15 protein-coding genes are annotated in these 14,307 nt (G+C 51.3%); 14 read left to right on the top strand and 1 reads right to left on the bottom strand.

Annotation, left to right across the window (positions count from 1 at the left end; all coding sequences use genetic code 11):
• Nucleotides 1–5: 5 nt before the first annotated feature.
• From SYK_RS15760 to SYK_RS15730, 7 genes are all read left to right on the top strand, one after another.
• Nucleotides 6–233 carry a hypothetical protein gene (locus SYK_RS15760; protein ID WP_281761228.1) on the top strand — a complete coding sequence of 76 codons (228 nt, stop codon included), beginning with the start codon at nt 6–8 and terminating at the stop codon, nt 231–233.
• 54 nt (nt 234–287) lie between these two features.
• Nucleotides 288–1,691: a hypothetical protein gene (locus SYK_RS15755; protein WP_281761227.1), complete on the top strand. Its 1,404-nt coding sequence runs from the start codon at nt 288–290 to the stop codon at nt 1,689–1,691.
• A gap of 24 nt (nt 1,692–1,715) precedes the next feature.
• Nucleotides 1,716–2,885: an MBL fold metallo-hydrolase gene (locus tag SYK_RS15750; RefSeq protein ID WP_281761226.1), complete on the top strand. Its 1,170-nt coding sequence runs from the start codon at nt 1,716–1,718 to the stop codon at nt 2,883–2,885.
• Nucleotides 2,886–2,955: 70 nt separating this feature from the next.
• Nucleotides 2,956–4,782 (top strand): CobW family GTP-binding protein, encoded by a 1,827-nt coding sequence (locus SYK_RS15745; RefSeq protein ID WP_281761225.1) that lies wholly within the window; start codon nt 2,956–2,958, stop codon nt 4,780–4,782.
• Complete coding sequence (locus SYK_RS15740) at nt 4,779–5,366, top strand: MotA/TolQ/ExbB proton channel family protein (protein WP_281761224.1); 588 nt, start codon at nt 4,779–4,781, stop codon at nt 5,364–5,366. The genes SYK_RS15745 and SYK_RS15740 overlap by 4 nt, the downstream gene beginning before the upstream one ends.
• 8 nt (nt 5,367–5,374) lie before the next feature.
• Nucleotides 5,375–5,815 (top strand): ExbD/TolR family protein, encoded by a 441-nt coding sequence (locus SYK_RS15735; protein WP_281761223.1) that lies wholly within the window; start codon nt 5,375–5,377, stop codon nt 5,813–5,815.
• A complete protein-coding gene (locus SYK_RS15730) occupies nt 5,812–6,339 on the top strand; it encodes a TonB family protein (protein ID WP_281761222.1) in 528 nt (175 codons plus the stop codon). Before SYK_RS15735 ends, SYK_RS15730 begins: the two co-directional genes overlap by 4 nt.
• 93 nt (nt 6,340–6,432) lie before the next feature.
• Here the strand turns inward: SYK_RS15730 and SYK_RS15725 are convergent, their stop codons facing one another.
• On the bottom strand, nt 6,433–7,089 hold the full coding sequence (locus tag SYK_RS15725) for a nitrite/sulfite reductase domain-containing protein (RefSeq protein ID WP_281761221.1): 657 nt from the start codon (nt 7,087–7,089) through the stop codon (nt 6,433–6,435).
• 459 nt (nt 7,090–7,548) lie between these two features.
• Here SYK_RS15725 and SYK_RS15720 point away from each other — a divergent pair, with 459 nt between their 5' ends.
• The 7 genes from SYK_RS15720 (at nt 7,549) to hydF (ending at nt 14,284) form a co-directional block, all read left to right on the top strand.
• On the top strand, nt 7,549–8,808 hold the full coding sequence (locus tag SYK_RS15720; protein WP_281761220.1) for a [FeFe] hydrogenase, group A: 1,260 nt from the start codon (nt 7,549–7,551) through the stop codon (nt 8,806–8,808).
• A 13-nt stretch (nt 8,809–8,821) separates the two neighbouring features.
• Entirely contained in the window at nt 8,822–9,160 is a 339-nt protein-coding gene (locus tag SYK_RS15715; protein ID WP_281761219.1) for an iron hydrogenase small subunit, read from the top strand.
• A 404-nt stretch (nt 9,161–9,564) separates the two neighbouring features.
• Nucleotides 9,565–9,828 (top strand): TM1266 family iron-only hydrogenase system putative regulator, encoded by a 264-nt coding sequence (locus SYK_RS15710; RefSeq protein WP_281761218.1) that lies wholly within the window; start codon nt 9,565–9,567, stop codon nt 9,826–9,828.
• Nucleotides 9,829–9,845: 17 nt separating this feature from the next.
• Nucleotides 9,846–11,270, top strand: a complete 1,425-nt coding sequence (gene hydG / locus SYK_RS15705; RefSeq protein ID WP_281761217.1) for a [FeFe] hydrogenase H-cluster radical SAM maturase HydG — start codon at nt 9,846–9,848, stop codon at nt 11,268–11,270.
• Between the two features lie 233 nt (nt 11,271–11,503).
• Nucleotides 11,504–12,097 (top strand): hypothetical protein, encoded by a 594-nt coding sequence (locus tag SYK_RS15700; RefSeq protein WP_281761216.1) that lies wholly within the window; start codon nt 11,504–11,506, stop codon nt 12,095–12,097.
• Nucleotides 12,085–13,164 carry a [FeFe] hydrogenase H-cluster radical SAM maturase HydE gene (gene hydE / locus SYK_RS15695; RefSeq protein ID WP_281761215.1) on the top strand — a complete coding sequence of 360 codons (1,080 nt, stop codon included), beginning with the start codon at nt 12,085–12,087 and terminating at the stop codon, nt 13,162–13,164. The genes SYK_RS15700 and hydE overlap by 13 nt, the downstream gene beginning before the upstream one ends.
• Entirely contained in the window at nt 13,082–14,284 is a 1,203-nt protein-coding gene (hydF, locus tag SYK_RS15690) for a [FeFe] hydrogenase H-cluster maturation GTPase HydF (protein ID WP_281761214.1), read from the top strand. Before hydE ends, hydF begins: the two co-directional genes overlap by 83 nt.
• The last annotated feature ends 23 nt before the right edge of the window (nt 14,285–14,307 follow it).

Raw genomic sequence — 14,307 nt, 5'->3', positions numbered from 1 at the left:
ACATCATGAAACGAAGAGAATTTTTCAGCCGGTTTATTCCGAGAAAAGGGCACACCGAGGAGGTGGAGGATGTCGTTCGTCAGCAGAAAGAGCCAGAAAAAGCTCCTCTGACTGAGAATGAATGTTTCTTACGCGCCATGGCTCTCGGGATTGATCCGGCTACTGTAACGCCTAGGCAATTGGAAAAACTGGTTTCGGAATCTGAACGTCAAAAAGACTGTAAAAGAGCATAGTTGGTTTACGAGGATTGATCACCCTCTCCAGCGAACTCGCCAAAGGAATGTAACATGGACAACAGTAGTGTCAGCTATCTTGAGAGTCGAAAGCTGGTCAAACGTTGGAACGGGCCTATCCCGGCATTGATCAATACGATTGTCATTTTTGCCTTTTTTTATGCAACATGGTGGATTTTTCAGGATCCGCGCGGCCTTATGCGCATGTACACCCCTTATGTGGGCTACATGGTCTGTCGCTGGCTGCTGATTCTGTTTATTTGGGTCGCTTATATCTTTGATTTCTGGCCGTTCAAACGAACATGGCTCCAAAAAACGCATCCACTTGTCAAGGGAGCGGTACTCATACTCGTCAGTGTCGCAGCCATGGTCATCCTCATCAAGGGATTCTTCATTGGAGTACTCGGCAACTATGGTATCGCCTACTTTGATCCCGCACGCCTTGAAGCCATGGGCCTCACCGATTTCTATTCCATTGAGTATGCTGCCGAAGCCATCATGATGTTCGCAGCCATCGCTTCCTGGCTTTCTCCGAGCTGGGTTGTGGCCTGCGAAAATGCGCCTTGGCAAAATTTGAAGCAGCCAGCACGAGGCATCACCATTGTTCTCGTCACCTTCTTCTTCAGCATGATTGTCTACTTCCTGACCATGCACTCACACATGGCTATCCTCTTCTACCCCTGGCAGAAGTTCACGGCCATTTGCCCTCCCTACTGGGAAGACTTCGCCAACACGGTTTCCGGCAACTTCCATATTGCATGGATCATGTGTTGTACCGTCGTCGTCTGGTTGTTTGAAACCATCTGGGAACGCTATCCCTTTAACCTGATCAAGAATGACAACCTGCGTCGTACCGCTTCCTTCTTCGGAATCATCGGTATTGCACTGGCTCTGTGTTTCTTCCTGTTCTACGCTCAGGACCTCGTCTGGGGCGAAACCATTCGTGGTACCCGCCGCCTCATGGCTCCTGACTGGCGTTGGCTGCATGTTGGTGAAATGGCCATTTTCTGGCTGGTTCCCTCCTTGTACCTCTCCTTCTACTGCAACAACTGGCCGACAAAATTCAGCCGCCCGGTCAACGTGTGCATCCGCACCTTGCTGACCGCTTTGGGCGCCGTGTTCGTGTACGTGGTCTACTATAAGACTTCCCACTTGTTCCTCGGCACCCAAAAAGGCTTCTCCCATCCCCAGCAGTTCCCCATGATTCCCATGATCTGGTTGATTAACATCTTCCTGGTCAACGTCTGGTTCATGGATGGCTGGCCGGGCTGGAAGGCTGTTCCCAAGACCACTGAAGAATTGGAAGAGATCAAAGAAGAAGTCGTCGCACATGACGTGAAATGGACCCCAGGTCTTGCCAAGGGTCTGGCTGTCGGACTGGCTGGTGGCGCAATTCTGTACATCGCCATCATCAAGATCCTGCCGTGGATCAGCGCCAACTTCACCATCATCAAGTAAGCGCAGGGAACAAGGAGTAATAGTATGAGTAACGATAAAAAGAACATCAGCAGACGCGACTTTGTAAAAGGCGCTGCAACAGGTCTTGTCGCAGGTGCATTCGCCGGAATGGGACTGTATTCCTACAGCCCTTGGGCCTATGACGCCATGCCCGACAAGGAACGTAAACAGCATGACTTCGGTGCATGCCGCAACGTCCGCATTACCAACATCTCCGAGACCAGTTGGTTCAACAATGCTCACCTTATCGGCGACATCCACGAGGCAGGCGGCCTGCTTGTCAACCAATACACCCTGAACTGGGCACCATTTGCCAACGGCAAGGGATCAGCGCAGGGTTCCTACAAAGAGGGCATTGGTTCCATCAAGGAACTGCTTCCCAACGACCTGAAAAAAGCATGGGACATCCAAAAGAAACTGGCTTTGCACCCGGACAACCCGGGTGGATATTCATGCCTTATCGAAGTGGAAGCTCTCGACGGTACCGTCCACAAGTACCTGCTGGACACCGGCTGGTCCTATGAATGGATGGAAGACAGCTTCAAACGTGAAGGCATCGACAAGATGCTTCAGGAGCAAGAAATTGAAGCCCTGTTCATCTCGCATGAGCACTGGGACCACTTCTGGGGTCTGCCCGTCACCATGAAATACGACAACCGTATTCCCTTGTATGTACACGACGGTTTCTACGAAGAAGGCCTCCAGTACATCAAAGACTCCGGTTACAAGGGAGATCTGGTCATCGCAGACAAGCCCGTCACGGAAATCATTCCGGGCATGGCACTCCTCAAGTTCGATGTCCCCATCATCAACCGCGTATTCGGCGAAACCTCCCTTGCCTTCAACATCAAGGATCGTGGGCTGGTGCTCATCTCCGGTTGTTGTCATCAGGGCATCCTGAAGTTTGCCGACTTTGCCTACTCAAACCTGAAGTACGACAAAGACAAGTTCTACGGCATCTATGGCGGTCTGCACATCTCACCCTTTGAAGATTGGGACCCCAAATACGATGACCTCGTGATCTCCCTTGGACAGTGGGGCTTCGAGCGCATTGGCTGCAACCATTGCACCGGCCACCTCACCGCCAAGAAGTTCATCGAAGCCGGATATCCGGTCGTGCGTGGAACCGCGCGCTTCCGGTCCGCTTCAAAAGATTACCTCGGTAACGGCGACAAGATCAGCTTCGGCTGCTAATTCCTCCGAGCCATCCCAACTGTTCGGCCCGCTCTCTGAGCGGGCCGAACGCCATACAACGAGAACGCCCATGAACCTTTCCGCAATCCTTCCCCCACAGCGCAACAGAGACCAACAGATCAACATGCCGGAAATGGTGGTGAACTGTTTGCTGGCAGCATGCCAATATGATGAATTCAAACGGCTGGTCGGCTGGAAAGGCATGGCGGTCTGCCCTCGTGGCAAACAGGCATGGACCATGCGAGTACGCACACGTCCCGGTGTCTTCGGCCTGTGCACCGAAAATGAACACACCGACGAACACGGGCTTCACGCAGTTCTCGGACTCTATTATTTCCCCGCCGAAGAGGAACCACTGCTCGACACCATGTCCCTTGCGGCCAATATGGCTGTCGTCCAGCCAGATTACACGGAAGCACTCCGTCAATTTTCCTCCAACGAGGGATGGGCGGCACCATTCCGCATCGGCATGCTCTCCACGGCACTTGGCACGGATGAAGACACTATATCGCTGCAACTTACAGCCGTTGACCGCAAGTTGTGCGTCGCCAAAGACGGCATAGCCACTTCAGAAGGACAATGGGTCATTGCCCCCGGTCAGGCAGAAGAAGATATCCCGGCTCACGCCATAGCCATGGACTTTATGCTCGTGCTTGGAGCGGCTATTTCCAACTGCGTAGGAGAACCGCCGTGCTGGTTCGGCAGAAATGAATCCCCCGCAAAAGCATTTGCCTACGATGCTCAGGGCAATCAATCCCCCATTTCCCAAAAAATTTCTGCCCTCACCGACACTCTCGGCTGGGGAGACGTTGATACATCAAAAAGACTTGCATTTCCCATCATCCCGCAATTCAGCGCATGCGGCGGCGCACCGGAGAGGTCTCACTTCCCGGCCCCTCTGGACACCGCCCTGCTGTGGGAAACACACAACCTTTCAGCCATCGCCAAAAGCGGTGAACATGAATACGCCTTTGACAGCCGCCCCAGCCTCATTGTTCTCAGCGGCTTCCTTGGCGCAGGCAAAACTACCTTTCTCAACCAGCTTCTGGAGTATCACGCCGCACGCGACGAACTAGTCGCCATCATTCAAAATGAAATCGGCAAAACCGGCGTGGACGGCAAACTGCTTGAAGGTGACGATTCCATCATAGAACTGGATGAAGGTTGTGTGTGCTGCACACTCGCAGGTAATCTCTCTAAAGGTATCGAGCAACTCAATGCCCAATTCAGCCCCAAGGTTATCGTGCTAGAGACAACGGGACTGGCTAATCCTTTCAATATCCTGAACGAAATTGATACATTGCGCCCGCAGGTTCGGCTCGATTCCATCACAACTCTGGTGGATGCACAAAACGCCCCGGCACTGCTGAATGAAAGCGACATCACTCGCGACCAAATAAAAGCCGCAGACACCATCATTCTCAACAAATGTGATTTGATTTCCGCTGAAGAGAAGACGGCATTGACCGAAACCCTCCACACCTTGAACAACCGCGCTCTTCTGGTTAAAACCGAATACGGCGCAATCAATCCGGGAACTCTTTATGATTTCGATCCATTGACGCAAAATGTCGAAGGTCTTCTTCCTGGCCTCCTCTCGCCCCCAAACCATACCCATGCCATGGAAGGATTCATATCCAGACGTTTTGCCTTTCACGAACCCTTGAGCCGAAAAGATCTTCTTGGAATCTTGGACAACCTCCCCAAGGAAGTTTTTCGGCTCAAGGGAATCGTGAACGTTGCAGAAAGTGACGAACATGAAGTAGTACAGTATGTCTCAGGGCGGTACGAACTTTCCCGCCTCGGCAATAAATTTGACGACGAAAGCTTTCTTGTGGCCATCGGCAAAAATATGGATGTAACCATGCTCGAACAACTTGAACGGAGGTATGCATGAACCTGCTGCAACAGGGCGGTTTCATGATGTGGCCGCTCCTTATCCTCTCCATTGCATCCCTTGCGGTCATGGCTGAACGATTTATTGTTTTCACCACCCGCCGCCTTCCCTCTGTCAGGGCACTCACACCTATCTTTGATCTATTCCAGACACAAGGCAGCGACGCAGCTCTGCACGAAGTAGAAGACATTGCACCGACCTATCTTCAATTCTTCAACGCACTGTTTAATGATCTGCCACTCCCCGCAAAGGAACAGAAAATCCATCGTGTCGGCGAAGAAGTCCTTTTTTCATTCCGCCGCAGACTGGATTTTCTGGCAACAGTTGCTACCACAGCCCCGCTCATAGGCCTGCTCGGCACGGTCCTCGGCATGATCAATGCTTTTTCCCGCCTCTCTGCGTCCGGCAACGTCGATATTACCATGCTTGCCGGCGGTATCTGGCAGGCGCTCCTGACAACAGCCGCTGGGTTAAGTGTCGCAATCCCTTCACTTCTGGCACACCGTTGGTTTTGTCGTGAATACGATAAAAACGCCTTTGCCATGCAACGTATGACCAACACCTTCCTTGAAGGGATCAAATAGGTCTTTTCATGGTTTCCTTTGAACAGAAAAAACCACGTCCTGCTTCACCGGACATCACTCCACTTTTGGATGTCGTCTTCATTCTTTTAATATTTTTCGTTGTTTCAACCGTATTCACGGCAAAAGGCATGGAAATGGAACTTCCGCCAGCCGAATCTTCCAAGCCGGTTTCCGGCAAATCAATGGAAATAGAACTGCGAACCAACGGTGATGTCTTTTGTGATACCAAGCCAATCACCCTGTTGTCTCTCGCCTACAAACTGCAATCCACGGCATCACAGCCACTCGCGCTACAACCAGCGCACATTCTCCTCAAATCAGCCCCGCAGGCACGTGTAGAACAGTTTGTCCGCATTGTGGATTTAGTCAGGTCCAACGGATTCAGCAATCTCGTTATCGCGACCAGCACCAAAGGAGAAGAAGCCGCAAAGGCCGAGGCACATCAATGACCTCGCGCCAGATTCTCGGCACCTGCGTTGCCATTTCGATCGTGGTCCACATATTTCTGTTGCAACTGGACTGGGATCAGGAACCGGTTGTCGGTGGGGAACAAATCATTGTCCCGCTGGATTTCGATGTCTCCGTCAGCACCCCCGGCAATCCCCTTGCTCTTGAACAGGGCTTTGTGGAAGATGACCCTGATGAGAATTGTGAAGACGCAGGCAAACGCTTGCGGCGACTGGCCGTGAAGCACTTTCTCACCCAAGTCCATGAGGCCATTGAACGGCGTAAATTTCTTCCCGGCAACGGCGACCTTTCAGGTCTCATAGGCAACGCCCTCTTCACATTCCGTATTTTACCCAACGACTCCTTTACCGATGTCAGGCTGGTCCGCTCCTCCGGCGATCAACGTCTTGACCGCGCCGCCCTCCGAGCGATCACGGCAGCAAGCGGCCTCACAAAGCGGCCCAAGATCATTCAGGGGCAGACATTCACGATGAAGACAGCCGTGAAGTATCAATACAGCATGTAGCAGCACACAGTACTGCTGTTTCCCCCAGATATAATGAAACGCCCCTGAGCACGGATATGCTCAGGGGCGTTTCTTGTTTTCTGAAGCTGTCAGTTATTTCAGGGCGTCAGCCACAACATCGTGACCCAATCGACGTACCATCATCCCGATGCGTTCACCTTTTTTGGCGGTATCACGATAATAAACCAGTGCTTTTGCGATGATAGCCAATGCTTCATCGTCCGAAACCCCTTTAGCGAGGCGCAAGCCGGGGGCAGCACGGTGGCGAGCAGAACCGCCATAAATAACGTTCCACCCCTTGGCAATTCCCACAAGACCGATATCACGCACAAAGCTCAAGCTACAGGCCATGCCACAACCCGAAACGCCACTCTTTACCTTGAAAGGATACGGGCCATTGGCCTTGACCACCTCAAGCAGACGGTCGCCCATCTCACGGGTATTCTGCTGACCATATTTACACAGTTCACCGCCCGGACAAACAGAAACACCGGGGGGACACTTGGGAATCGACACGCCGAGAGTGGACACGATTTCGTCAAGTTTTCCCTTGGGAACTCCTTCCAAATTCATACGCTGGCCGGTGGTGGCGCGAAGCGTCACACCGGGATACGTCTCCATGATTTCCATAACACTTCTGGTCATACCGGGAGTCAGCAACCCCTGATTAAGACAAAGACGGAGGGCATAGGTACCGTCCTTCCGCTCTATGGGCATAACAGTCACTGGTTCAGAAACTATAGAAGTCATTAAAATCTCCTTCCTCTAAATGGTATTTAATCCCCTGACCCGAACAACGACTTCACCAATATAACGAAACCGGTCTCTAGCCAGAGTGAAGATAATCAAAATTTAAATGAATCACCTTTCAAACAAAGTCCTCACAAAACGTGCATGCGGAGTGTACGCAAATCTCCGAGCACTTCTAGACCGTTTTACATGTTTTTAACGGTATCAAAAAGAAACCGCCTCGCAAAATGTACGCAAACACACCACTTTTGCATTCAGCCAAAAACACGAGCCTTGACATGACTATGTTTTTTAAAATAGTAGCCGTATAGTGTTACTATTTCTAATTTCGTGTTAATAAAGGTATTTTATACCCTTGTTAACAAAGGAGGGTATCCAATGTCTGGATGCACACCAAAGTCGTCACCGGTCGTTACACCGGTCGACCTTTCTTCAGTCCACCCGAACAAGGAGGGAACAATGAAACTGATTGAAGGCGTCATGTACCAAAACAACGCACCCAAGGGGGTCGACCCGGACAGCATCTACTTTGTCCAAGTTGATGCCACAAAGTGTGAAGCCTGCGGTTCATGCGAAGAAGTTTGCGCCACTGGTGCAATCCAATCCATTAATGAAGACGGTATTCGTCAAGTTGTTGATCCGGCAGCCTGCATGAACTGCGGACAGTGCCTGACCAGTTGTCCGTATGGCGCCATCTACGAAGGCGTTTCATATGTCGACGAAGTCTTTGAAAAACTCAAAGCCCCTGACACTATCGTCGTGTCCATGCCCGCTCCGGCCGTTCGCTATGGTCTGGGTGAGTGCTTTGGCGCTGCGACCGGTACCTATGTCGGCGGGAAAATGCACACGGCATTACGCCAGCTCGGCTTCAACTACATCTGGGATAACGAGTTTACCGCTGACGTGACCATCATGGAAGAAGGCACCGAACTCATTCAGCGTGTTCAGGAACAGGGCAAGGAAGGCGCACGCCCCCTGCCTCAGTTCACGTCCTGCTGTCCCGGTTGGGTCAAGTTCACCGAAACCTTCTACCCGGACCTGATGCCAAATCTGTCCAGTTGTAAATCACCCATCGGCATGTTGGGACCTCTGGCCAAGACATACGGCGCACATGAAACGCACACCGAAGCCAAGAAGATCTACACGGTATCCATCATGCCCTGTATCGCCAAGAAATATGAAGGCCTCAGACCGGAACTGGCCGACAGTGGCTTCCGGGACACTGATGCTACCATCAATACCCGCGAACTGGCGTACATGATCAAGACTGCGGGCATCAACTTCAACAGCCTGCCAGATCAGAAACCCGATGCGGTTCTGGGCGACTCCACCGGCGCAGCCACCATTTTCGGCACCAGCGGCGGCGTCATGGAAGCGGCCCTCAGGCTGGCCTATGAAGTGCTTTCCGGCAAGAAATTGAGCGACCCAAACATCAAGGTCGTTCGTACCCACGAAGGCATCAACACCGCTGACGTCAAGGTACCCGGTTTCGGCACCGTAAAAATCGCCGTGGCAAGTGGACTCGATAACGCCGCCAAGCTCTGCGATGAAGTCAGGGCCGGCAAATCGCCATACCACTTCATTGAAATCATGACCTGTCCCGGCGGTTGTGTGAACGGTGGAGGTCAGCCTCTTGATCCAGAAATTCAGGCCTCCCTGTTCAGAAGCACGGTAGCCCAGATTAATAAACGCTTCCGAGCACGTAAGGTCACGGCATAAGGAGAAACAAGATATGATAATGAACAGACGCGGTTTCATCAAAGCCTGCGGTATCATGACCGGATACGCCGTACTTGGGATGAACATCACAAAAGAAGCTGTAGCTAGCTCCATGAGTTTCGTAGGACTGCGCCAAAAATCCGTATATGATGCTGACGCCAACTCCAAGATTTACGCGATCAGGAAGTCTCAGGACAATCCCATGATCAAGAAAATCTACGACAAGAAAGACGGCTTCCTGCACGAAGGCCCGTGTGGACACATGTCCCACCACCTACTGCACACGCATTATATTGATCGTAGCGCAAAGATTGCCATCCTCAAAGATAAAGGCTTCAAGTTAAACTTCTAAAACGCCAACAGCGTTAACCTGCGGCTAGGATATCTCTGATCCAAGGGCACACGCTTCTTTTTCTCATCTTTTTTTCCCACACCATTTGACGCCTCTCTTGAGAACAGTCCCTTTCCTTGGGCATTCTTTTTGTCTAAATTTCGTAATACTATTTTAAAAAAGTTATACACTAAGTGCAACTTTTTCTTGATTCGTGTCCTTTTTTCTCTTATCACTTCTTTCCAGAACACCTCCAATCGGAGAAAATCTGCCTGCGGTAAGGGTTAGCCTGAACCACAGGGTGGAGCCATCGAGACTCTACCCGCTTTCCACAAGCAGACCGACGTCTTAAAGCTCCCCCCTATCCCCCGTCTGCAGATCGCCCGGAAGTGCTAAGCCGGGCTTTCTCCTGCACTGTGAGATCAATGACCGAAAAAGGAATTCGTATGGAAAAGCGATTGGGAATTATCGGCATCATCATCAAAGACAGGTTCAAAGCAGCCCCAGCGGTAAACGATATACTCAGCGACCATGGAGAAATTATCGTTGGACGCATGGGCCTGCCTTTCAAAGACAGAGGCGTGAACATCATCGATCTGATCATTGAAGCGACCACCGACGAAGTTGGAGCCCTGACGGGCAAACTCGGCATGCTCGATGGCGTTCAAGTCAAATCACTATTGGTATAACCAAGGGAGTAAGGGCCATGAAACAGGACAGTACGTTAGGCACCGGTTTGGAAAATTTTATCGACGATACCGTTATCCGTTCCGAAATGGAAAAAGCGGAAAACCCCGATCCGGGACTGGTCCGGGATATTCTTGCCAAAGGGTTGGAGCGCAAAGGACTCACCCCGTTTGAAGCCGCTGTTTTGTTAAAGAACACGAACAAAGAACTGGATGAGGAAATTTTCCAAACCGCCATGACAATTAAAAAGGGCATTTATGGTAACCGACTGGTGCTTTTCGCCCCTCTGTACATTTCGAATGAATGTGTCAATCAGTGCGCATATTGTGGTTTCAAGGCCACTAACAAGGATCTGGAGCGCAGGACACTTACACCCGAAGCAATCCATGAGGAAGTGACAGTTCTGGAAGATCAAGGGCACAAACGCCTGTTACTCGTGTACGGCGAGCACCCCAAATACAATGCCGAGTGGATTGCCCAGACTGTTCGCGACGTTTACTCCGTGACCTCGGCAAAAAGCGGTGAAATCCGCCGGGTCAATATCAACTGTGCGCCGCTGGATGTTGAAGGCTTCAAAACGCTGCATGAAGTCGGTATTGGCACCTACCAGTGTTTTCAAGAAACATACCACGTACCAACATATGAAAAGGTCCACATGGCAGGTCGCAAGACGGACTATCTGTGGAGATTGCACGCCATGCACCGCGCTCAGGAGGCCGGTATTGACGATGTCGGTATGGGTGCGCTTTTCGGACTGTATGACACCACGTACGAAGTTCTGGGACTTCTCCATCATGCCCTTCAGCTTGAAAGGGATTGGGGAGTCGGGCCTCACACTATCTCCTTCCCTAGACTAGAGCCAGCCCTTGGATCGGATATGTCCTACAACCCGCCGTATCCGACCACTGACCATGAATTCAAGAAAATCGTGGCCGTCCTTCGCATAGCCGTCCCGTATACCGGCCTGATACTGACCACCCGCGAAACTGCCGAATTCCGAGCCGAACTCTTGCAAATGGGTGTTTCTCAGATTTCCGCAGGTTCCCGCACCTACCCCGGCGCATACAGCGACCCGGAATATGACAGACCCGGCGTCCAGCAATTCTGTGTTGGTGACAGTCGCAGTCTGGATGAAGTCATCCGTTCCATCGCAGGTGAACACGACTATGTCCCGTCCTGGTGTACAGCCTGTTATCGCCTGGGCCGCACAGGTGAGCATTTCATGGAACTGGCAAAAACAGGTTTCATCCAGAACTTCTGTCTGCCGAACGGGATACTCACCTTCAAAGAATACCTTATGGATTACGCTTCCGAAGAGACCAAAAAAGCGGGAGAAGCTCTCATTGCCCGTGAAATTGAAGGATACGCTGATCTCAAACAGAAAAAAGTACTTACGGACAGGCTCACTCGTATCGAAGCAGGTGAAAGAGACTTGTATCTCTAACTAAGACAACGATTGATGAAGACCCCGGACTCTTCCTCCATGCAAAGCAAACGCGATGTGATCGGCGAACAAAAAAAATAGCCAGCGCCTATCACTGCATCTGCAGGATGCAAGCGGCACACACCTTCCCTTTTTGAGGGCCGCTTTCGCAAGAGCATCCATGGAGGTCGAGTTCGGAATTTTCAATGACGAGGTCATTGCCAACCGAACGCATACCGTGAGGTGAAAAAGAAATGGAAATCGTCGCAGGAATCGACGCATTGAACACGCCGGGACTGTTTGCTGCTGCAAAAAGGAGAATCATCCTCCATGCAGCCGTATATGGCGCGTTTGCAAAGTCAAAAGCCCATCGCAACGGCCTCAAGACAGCCATCCGTAAACCGGAATTTAAACGATTGGATATCATCACCATTGATCCAGAGCACGGTTCAAAATGGACATTCTCCTTTCTCAAGGCACTCAGATTCGGCATATCCATTCAAGGAATTACCGATGAAATCGCATCATCGCACCAATTCCTGACAAAACTGGCTGCACAACATCCTGACAAAATCCATCTCCACCCAGCCCGCAGACTGCCCTGTCTTCCCATAATCGTTGCCGACAACACGATCGTATTCGGTCAATACGCGCATGCTGGAGAACACGCGCCCCATGGCTTCTGGGGTAAAATCAATACGGACGTCGAAAAGCTGATGGAATGGACCCAAACAGGCAAGGCTCCGACCAATGCCACAAATAAAGAAATCGCCTCGTTTCGACTCATCAACGAATGTGTCCGAGCAATGAATACAACCCTTACCCCACGGACACGATGTACACCTTAAAAGAACACGACATTCTCACGTACCTCACAGGCGCAAATGACAAAGAACTCTTTGGACGCGCCAACGCGACTCAATCACAGGAGTTTGGTAACGGAATATACCTTCGTGCCATCATTGAATTTTCCAACGTCTGCAATAAGAAATGCCACTATTGCGGTCTACGTGCTCCCAATAAGGGAATAACCCGTTACCGGATGGGAAATGAGACAATATTGAACGCCGCTTCACTGGCCGTTTCTCAAGGAGCCGGGACCATCGTACTCCAGTCCGGCGATGATTTCAGCTATTCCACACAGTCCATTGGTACGCTGATCAAGGAAATCAAAACACAGCACGACGTGGCCGTAACGCTCTCATTAGGCGACCGAGGTGTGGATGAATATGCATTCTGGCGCGAGTGTGGGGCAGACCGTTGTCTGCTCAAACTGGAGACCACCAACCCACGTCTTTATAAACGACTCAGGGATGGCGAGGAGTTTTCGTCAAGATTGCATAGAGTCGAATCCCTCCGGCATCTCGGCTATGAAGTTGGATCAGGTGTTATCACCGACCTCCCTGACTCAAACCTCATTTCCACGCTCCAAGACATTCTGTTCCTCACTGCCCTCGACCTGGACATGATCGCTGTTGGCCCATTCATTCCGCATCCTCAAACACCACTGGCACAGGTTGCACCCGGCAGCATTGAGTTATCACACAGGGTGACGGCCATCTTACGTATCCTCAATCCACACGCCAACATCCCGGCTACATCCGCTTTGAGCGCTTTGGAACCAGAGTCTCAAAGGCTTGCACTGACTCGTGGATGCAATGTCATCATGCCCTCCATGACCCCGGAGGACCATCGCGCAGATTACACCATCTATCCCGGAAAAAACGCATCGAACATTGATATCACGGATTCTCTGACACATGCCAAAAGCATGATCCGCTCCCTCGGCCTTGTGCCGTCATCATCCAAAGGATTCTCTCCAAGGAGAAACAATGTCCAACAAAGCACCCCGCGGAATACGACTGGTCATAACCCTCGCCGGACAAAGGAATGCAGGCAAGTCATCACTGGTTAACGCCATAACGGATCAAAAAATAGCCATTGTCTCGGATATGCCGGGGACGACAACGGACCCGGTTGCCAAGCATTACGAATTGCTTCCGCTCGGCCCTGTCACATTCTACGACACAGCCGGACTCGATGACTCTGGCGAACTTGGGGAGTTGCGAATCAAGGCAACACGAAAAGTCCTCTGGCGTTCGGATGTGGCAATAGTCGTTGTCGGCGAGGCAGGGCTCACGCCACATGAACTGAAAATAATCGAAGACATCATCGAACTGGACATCCCATTCATCATCGCTTTCAACAAAAGTGACATCAGGGAACCATCAGCCGAAGACCGCGCATACTGTCAAAAAAAGGGATTTCGGTTCCTGACCACCTCGGCCAAAGACGAAACAAATATCGACGAAATAAAACAGGCGATCATCGACATCGCACCGCCGGAAATGAAGCGTGACCCGGTACTGGCTGGCGACCTCTTCAAAAAAGGGGAATGGGTCGTCTGCGTCGTGCCGATAGACCTTTCCGCTCCCAAAGGACGGCTCATCCTGCCTCAGGTGCAAATCTTGCGAGAGATCCTAGACGGTGACGCTTTGGCGTTAACCACCAAGGAATCAGAACTCGAAGAGGCTTTGTCCGGCCTGAACCACAAGCCCGCACTGGTTATCACGGATTCTCAAGTCGTACACAATGTGGCCAAAGTCGTCCCGACCGATGTCCCATTGACCACTTTTTCGACCCTGTTCGCCCGTTACAAAGGAGACCTTCCAACACTTGTGCATGGCGCGAAAGCCATTGATACCCTGAGTGAAGGTGACACAATACTCATCGGCGAAGCCTGTTCCCATCATCCGGTGGAAGATGACATAGGCCGGATCAAAATTCCGCACTGGGTCACACAATACACAGGGAAAAACCTGAACTTCGAGACCTATTCAGGCCACGACTTCCCTGAAGATTTGGAACGATTCAAACTCGCCATCCACTGCGGTGCCTGCATGTTGAACCGAACCGAGATGTTACGCCGCATGAATGAATGTTCGCGCCGTGGAGTTCCAGTGACCAACTACGGCGTAGCCATCTCCAAAGTACAGGGAGTACTTGAGAGGATTCTCACGCCATTTGCACTATAAATTCTCTTTCAAACGAGAAAAAA

It is taken from the genome of Pseudodesulfovibrio nedwellii, assembly GCF_027923765.1.
In the GTDB taxonomy this organism is placed as follows: Bacteria; Desulfobacterota; Desulfovibrionia; order Desulfovibrionales; family Desulfovibrionaceae; genus Pseudodesulfovibrio; species Pseudodesulfovibrio nedwellii.
The sequence above is the reverse complement of the archived record's forward strand: the minus strand, read 5'-3'. Positions and strand labels throughout refer to the sequence as shown.

Bases quoted from the DNA above. Each gene is read 5' to 3' on its own strand.
- SYK_RS15740 (WP_281761224.1), top strand. From the start codon at position 4,779: ATGAACCTGCTGCAACAGGGCGGTTTCATGATGTGGCCGCTCCTTATC.
- SYK_RS15720 (WP_281761220.1), top strand. From the start codon at position 7,549: ATGAAACTGATTGAAGGCGTCATGTACCAAAACAACGCACCCAAGGGG.
- SYK_RS15715 (WP_281761219.1), top strand. From the start codon at position 8,822: ATGATAATGAACAGACGCGGTTTCATCAAAGCCTGCGGTATCATGACC.
- SYK_RS15750 (WP_281761226.1), top strand. From the start codon at position 1,716: ATGAGTAACGATAAAAAGAACATCAGCAGACGCGACTTTGTAAAAGGC.
- SYK_RS15760 (WP_281761228.1), top strand. From the start codon at position 6: ATGAAACGAAGAGAATTTTTCAGCCGGTTTATTCCGAGAAAAGGGCAC.
- SYK_RS15745 (WP_281761225.1), top strand. From the start codon at position 2,956: ATGAACCTTTCCGCAATCCTTCCCCCACAGCGCAACAGAGACCAACAG.
- SYK_RS15730 (WP_281761222.1), top strand. From the start codon at position 5,812: ATGACCTCGCGCCAGATTCTCGGCACCTGCGTTGCCATTTCGATCGTG.
- SYK_RS15700 (WP_281761216.1), top strand. From the start codon at position 11,504: ATGGAAATCGTCGCAGGAATCGACGCATTGAACACGCCGGGACTGTTT.
- SYK_RS15725 (WP_281761221.1), bottom strand. From the start codon at position 7,089: ATGACTTCTATAGTTTCTGAACCAGTGACTGTTATGCCCATAGAGCGG.
- hydE (WP_281761215.1), top strand. From the start codon at position 12,085: ATGTACACCTTAAAAGAACACGACATTCTCACGTACCTCACAGGCGCA.
- hydG (WP_281761217.1), top strand. From the start codon at position 9,846: ATGAAACAGGACAGTACGTTAGGCACCGGTTTGGAAAATTTTATCGAC.
- SYK_RS15735 (WP_281761223.1), top strand. From the start codon at position 5,375: ATGGTTTCCTTTGAACAGAAAAAACCACGTCCTGCTTCACCGGACATC.
- SYK_RS15755 (WP_281761227.1), top strand. From the start codon at position 288: ATGGACAACAGTAGTGTCAGCTATCTTGAGAGTCGAAAGCTGGTCAAA.
- SYK_RS15710 (WP_281761218.1), top strand. From the start codon at position 9,565: ATGACCGAAAAAGGAATTCGTATGGAAAAGCGATTGGGAATTATCGGC.
- hydF (WP_281761214.1), top strand. From the start codon at position 13,082: ATGTCCAACAAAGCACCCCGCGGAATACGACTGGTCATAACCCTCGCC.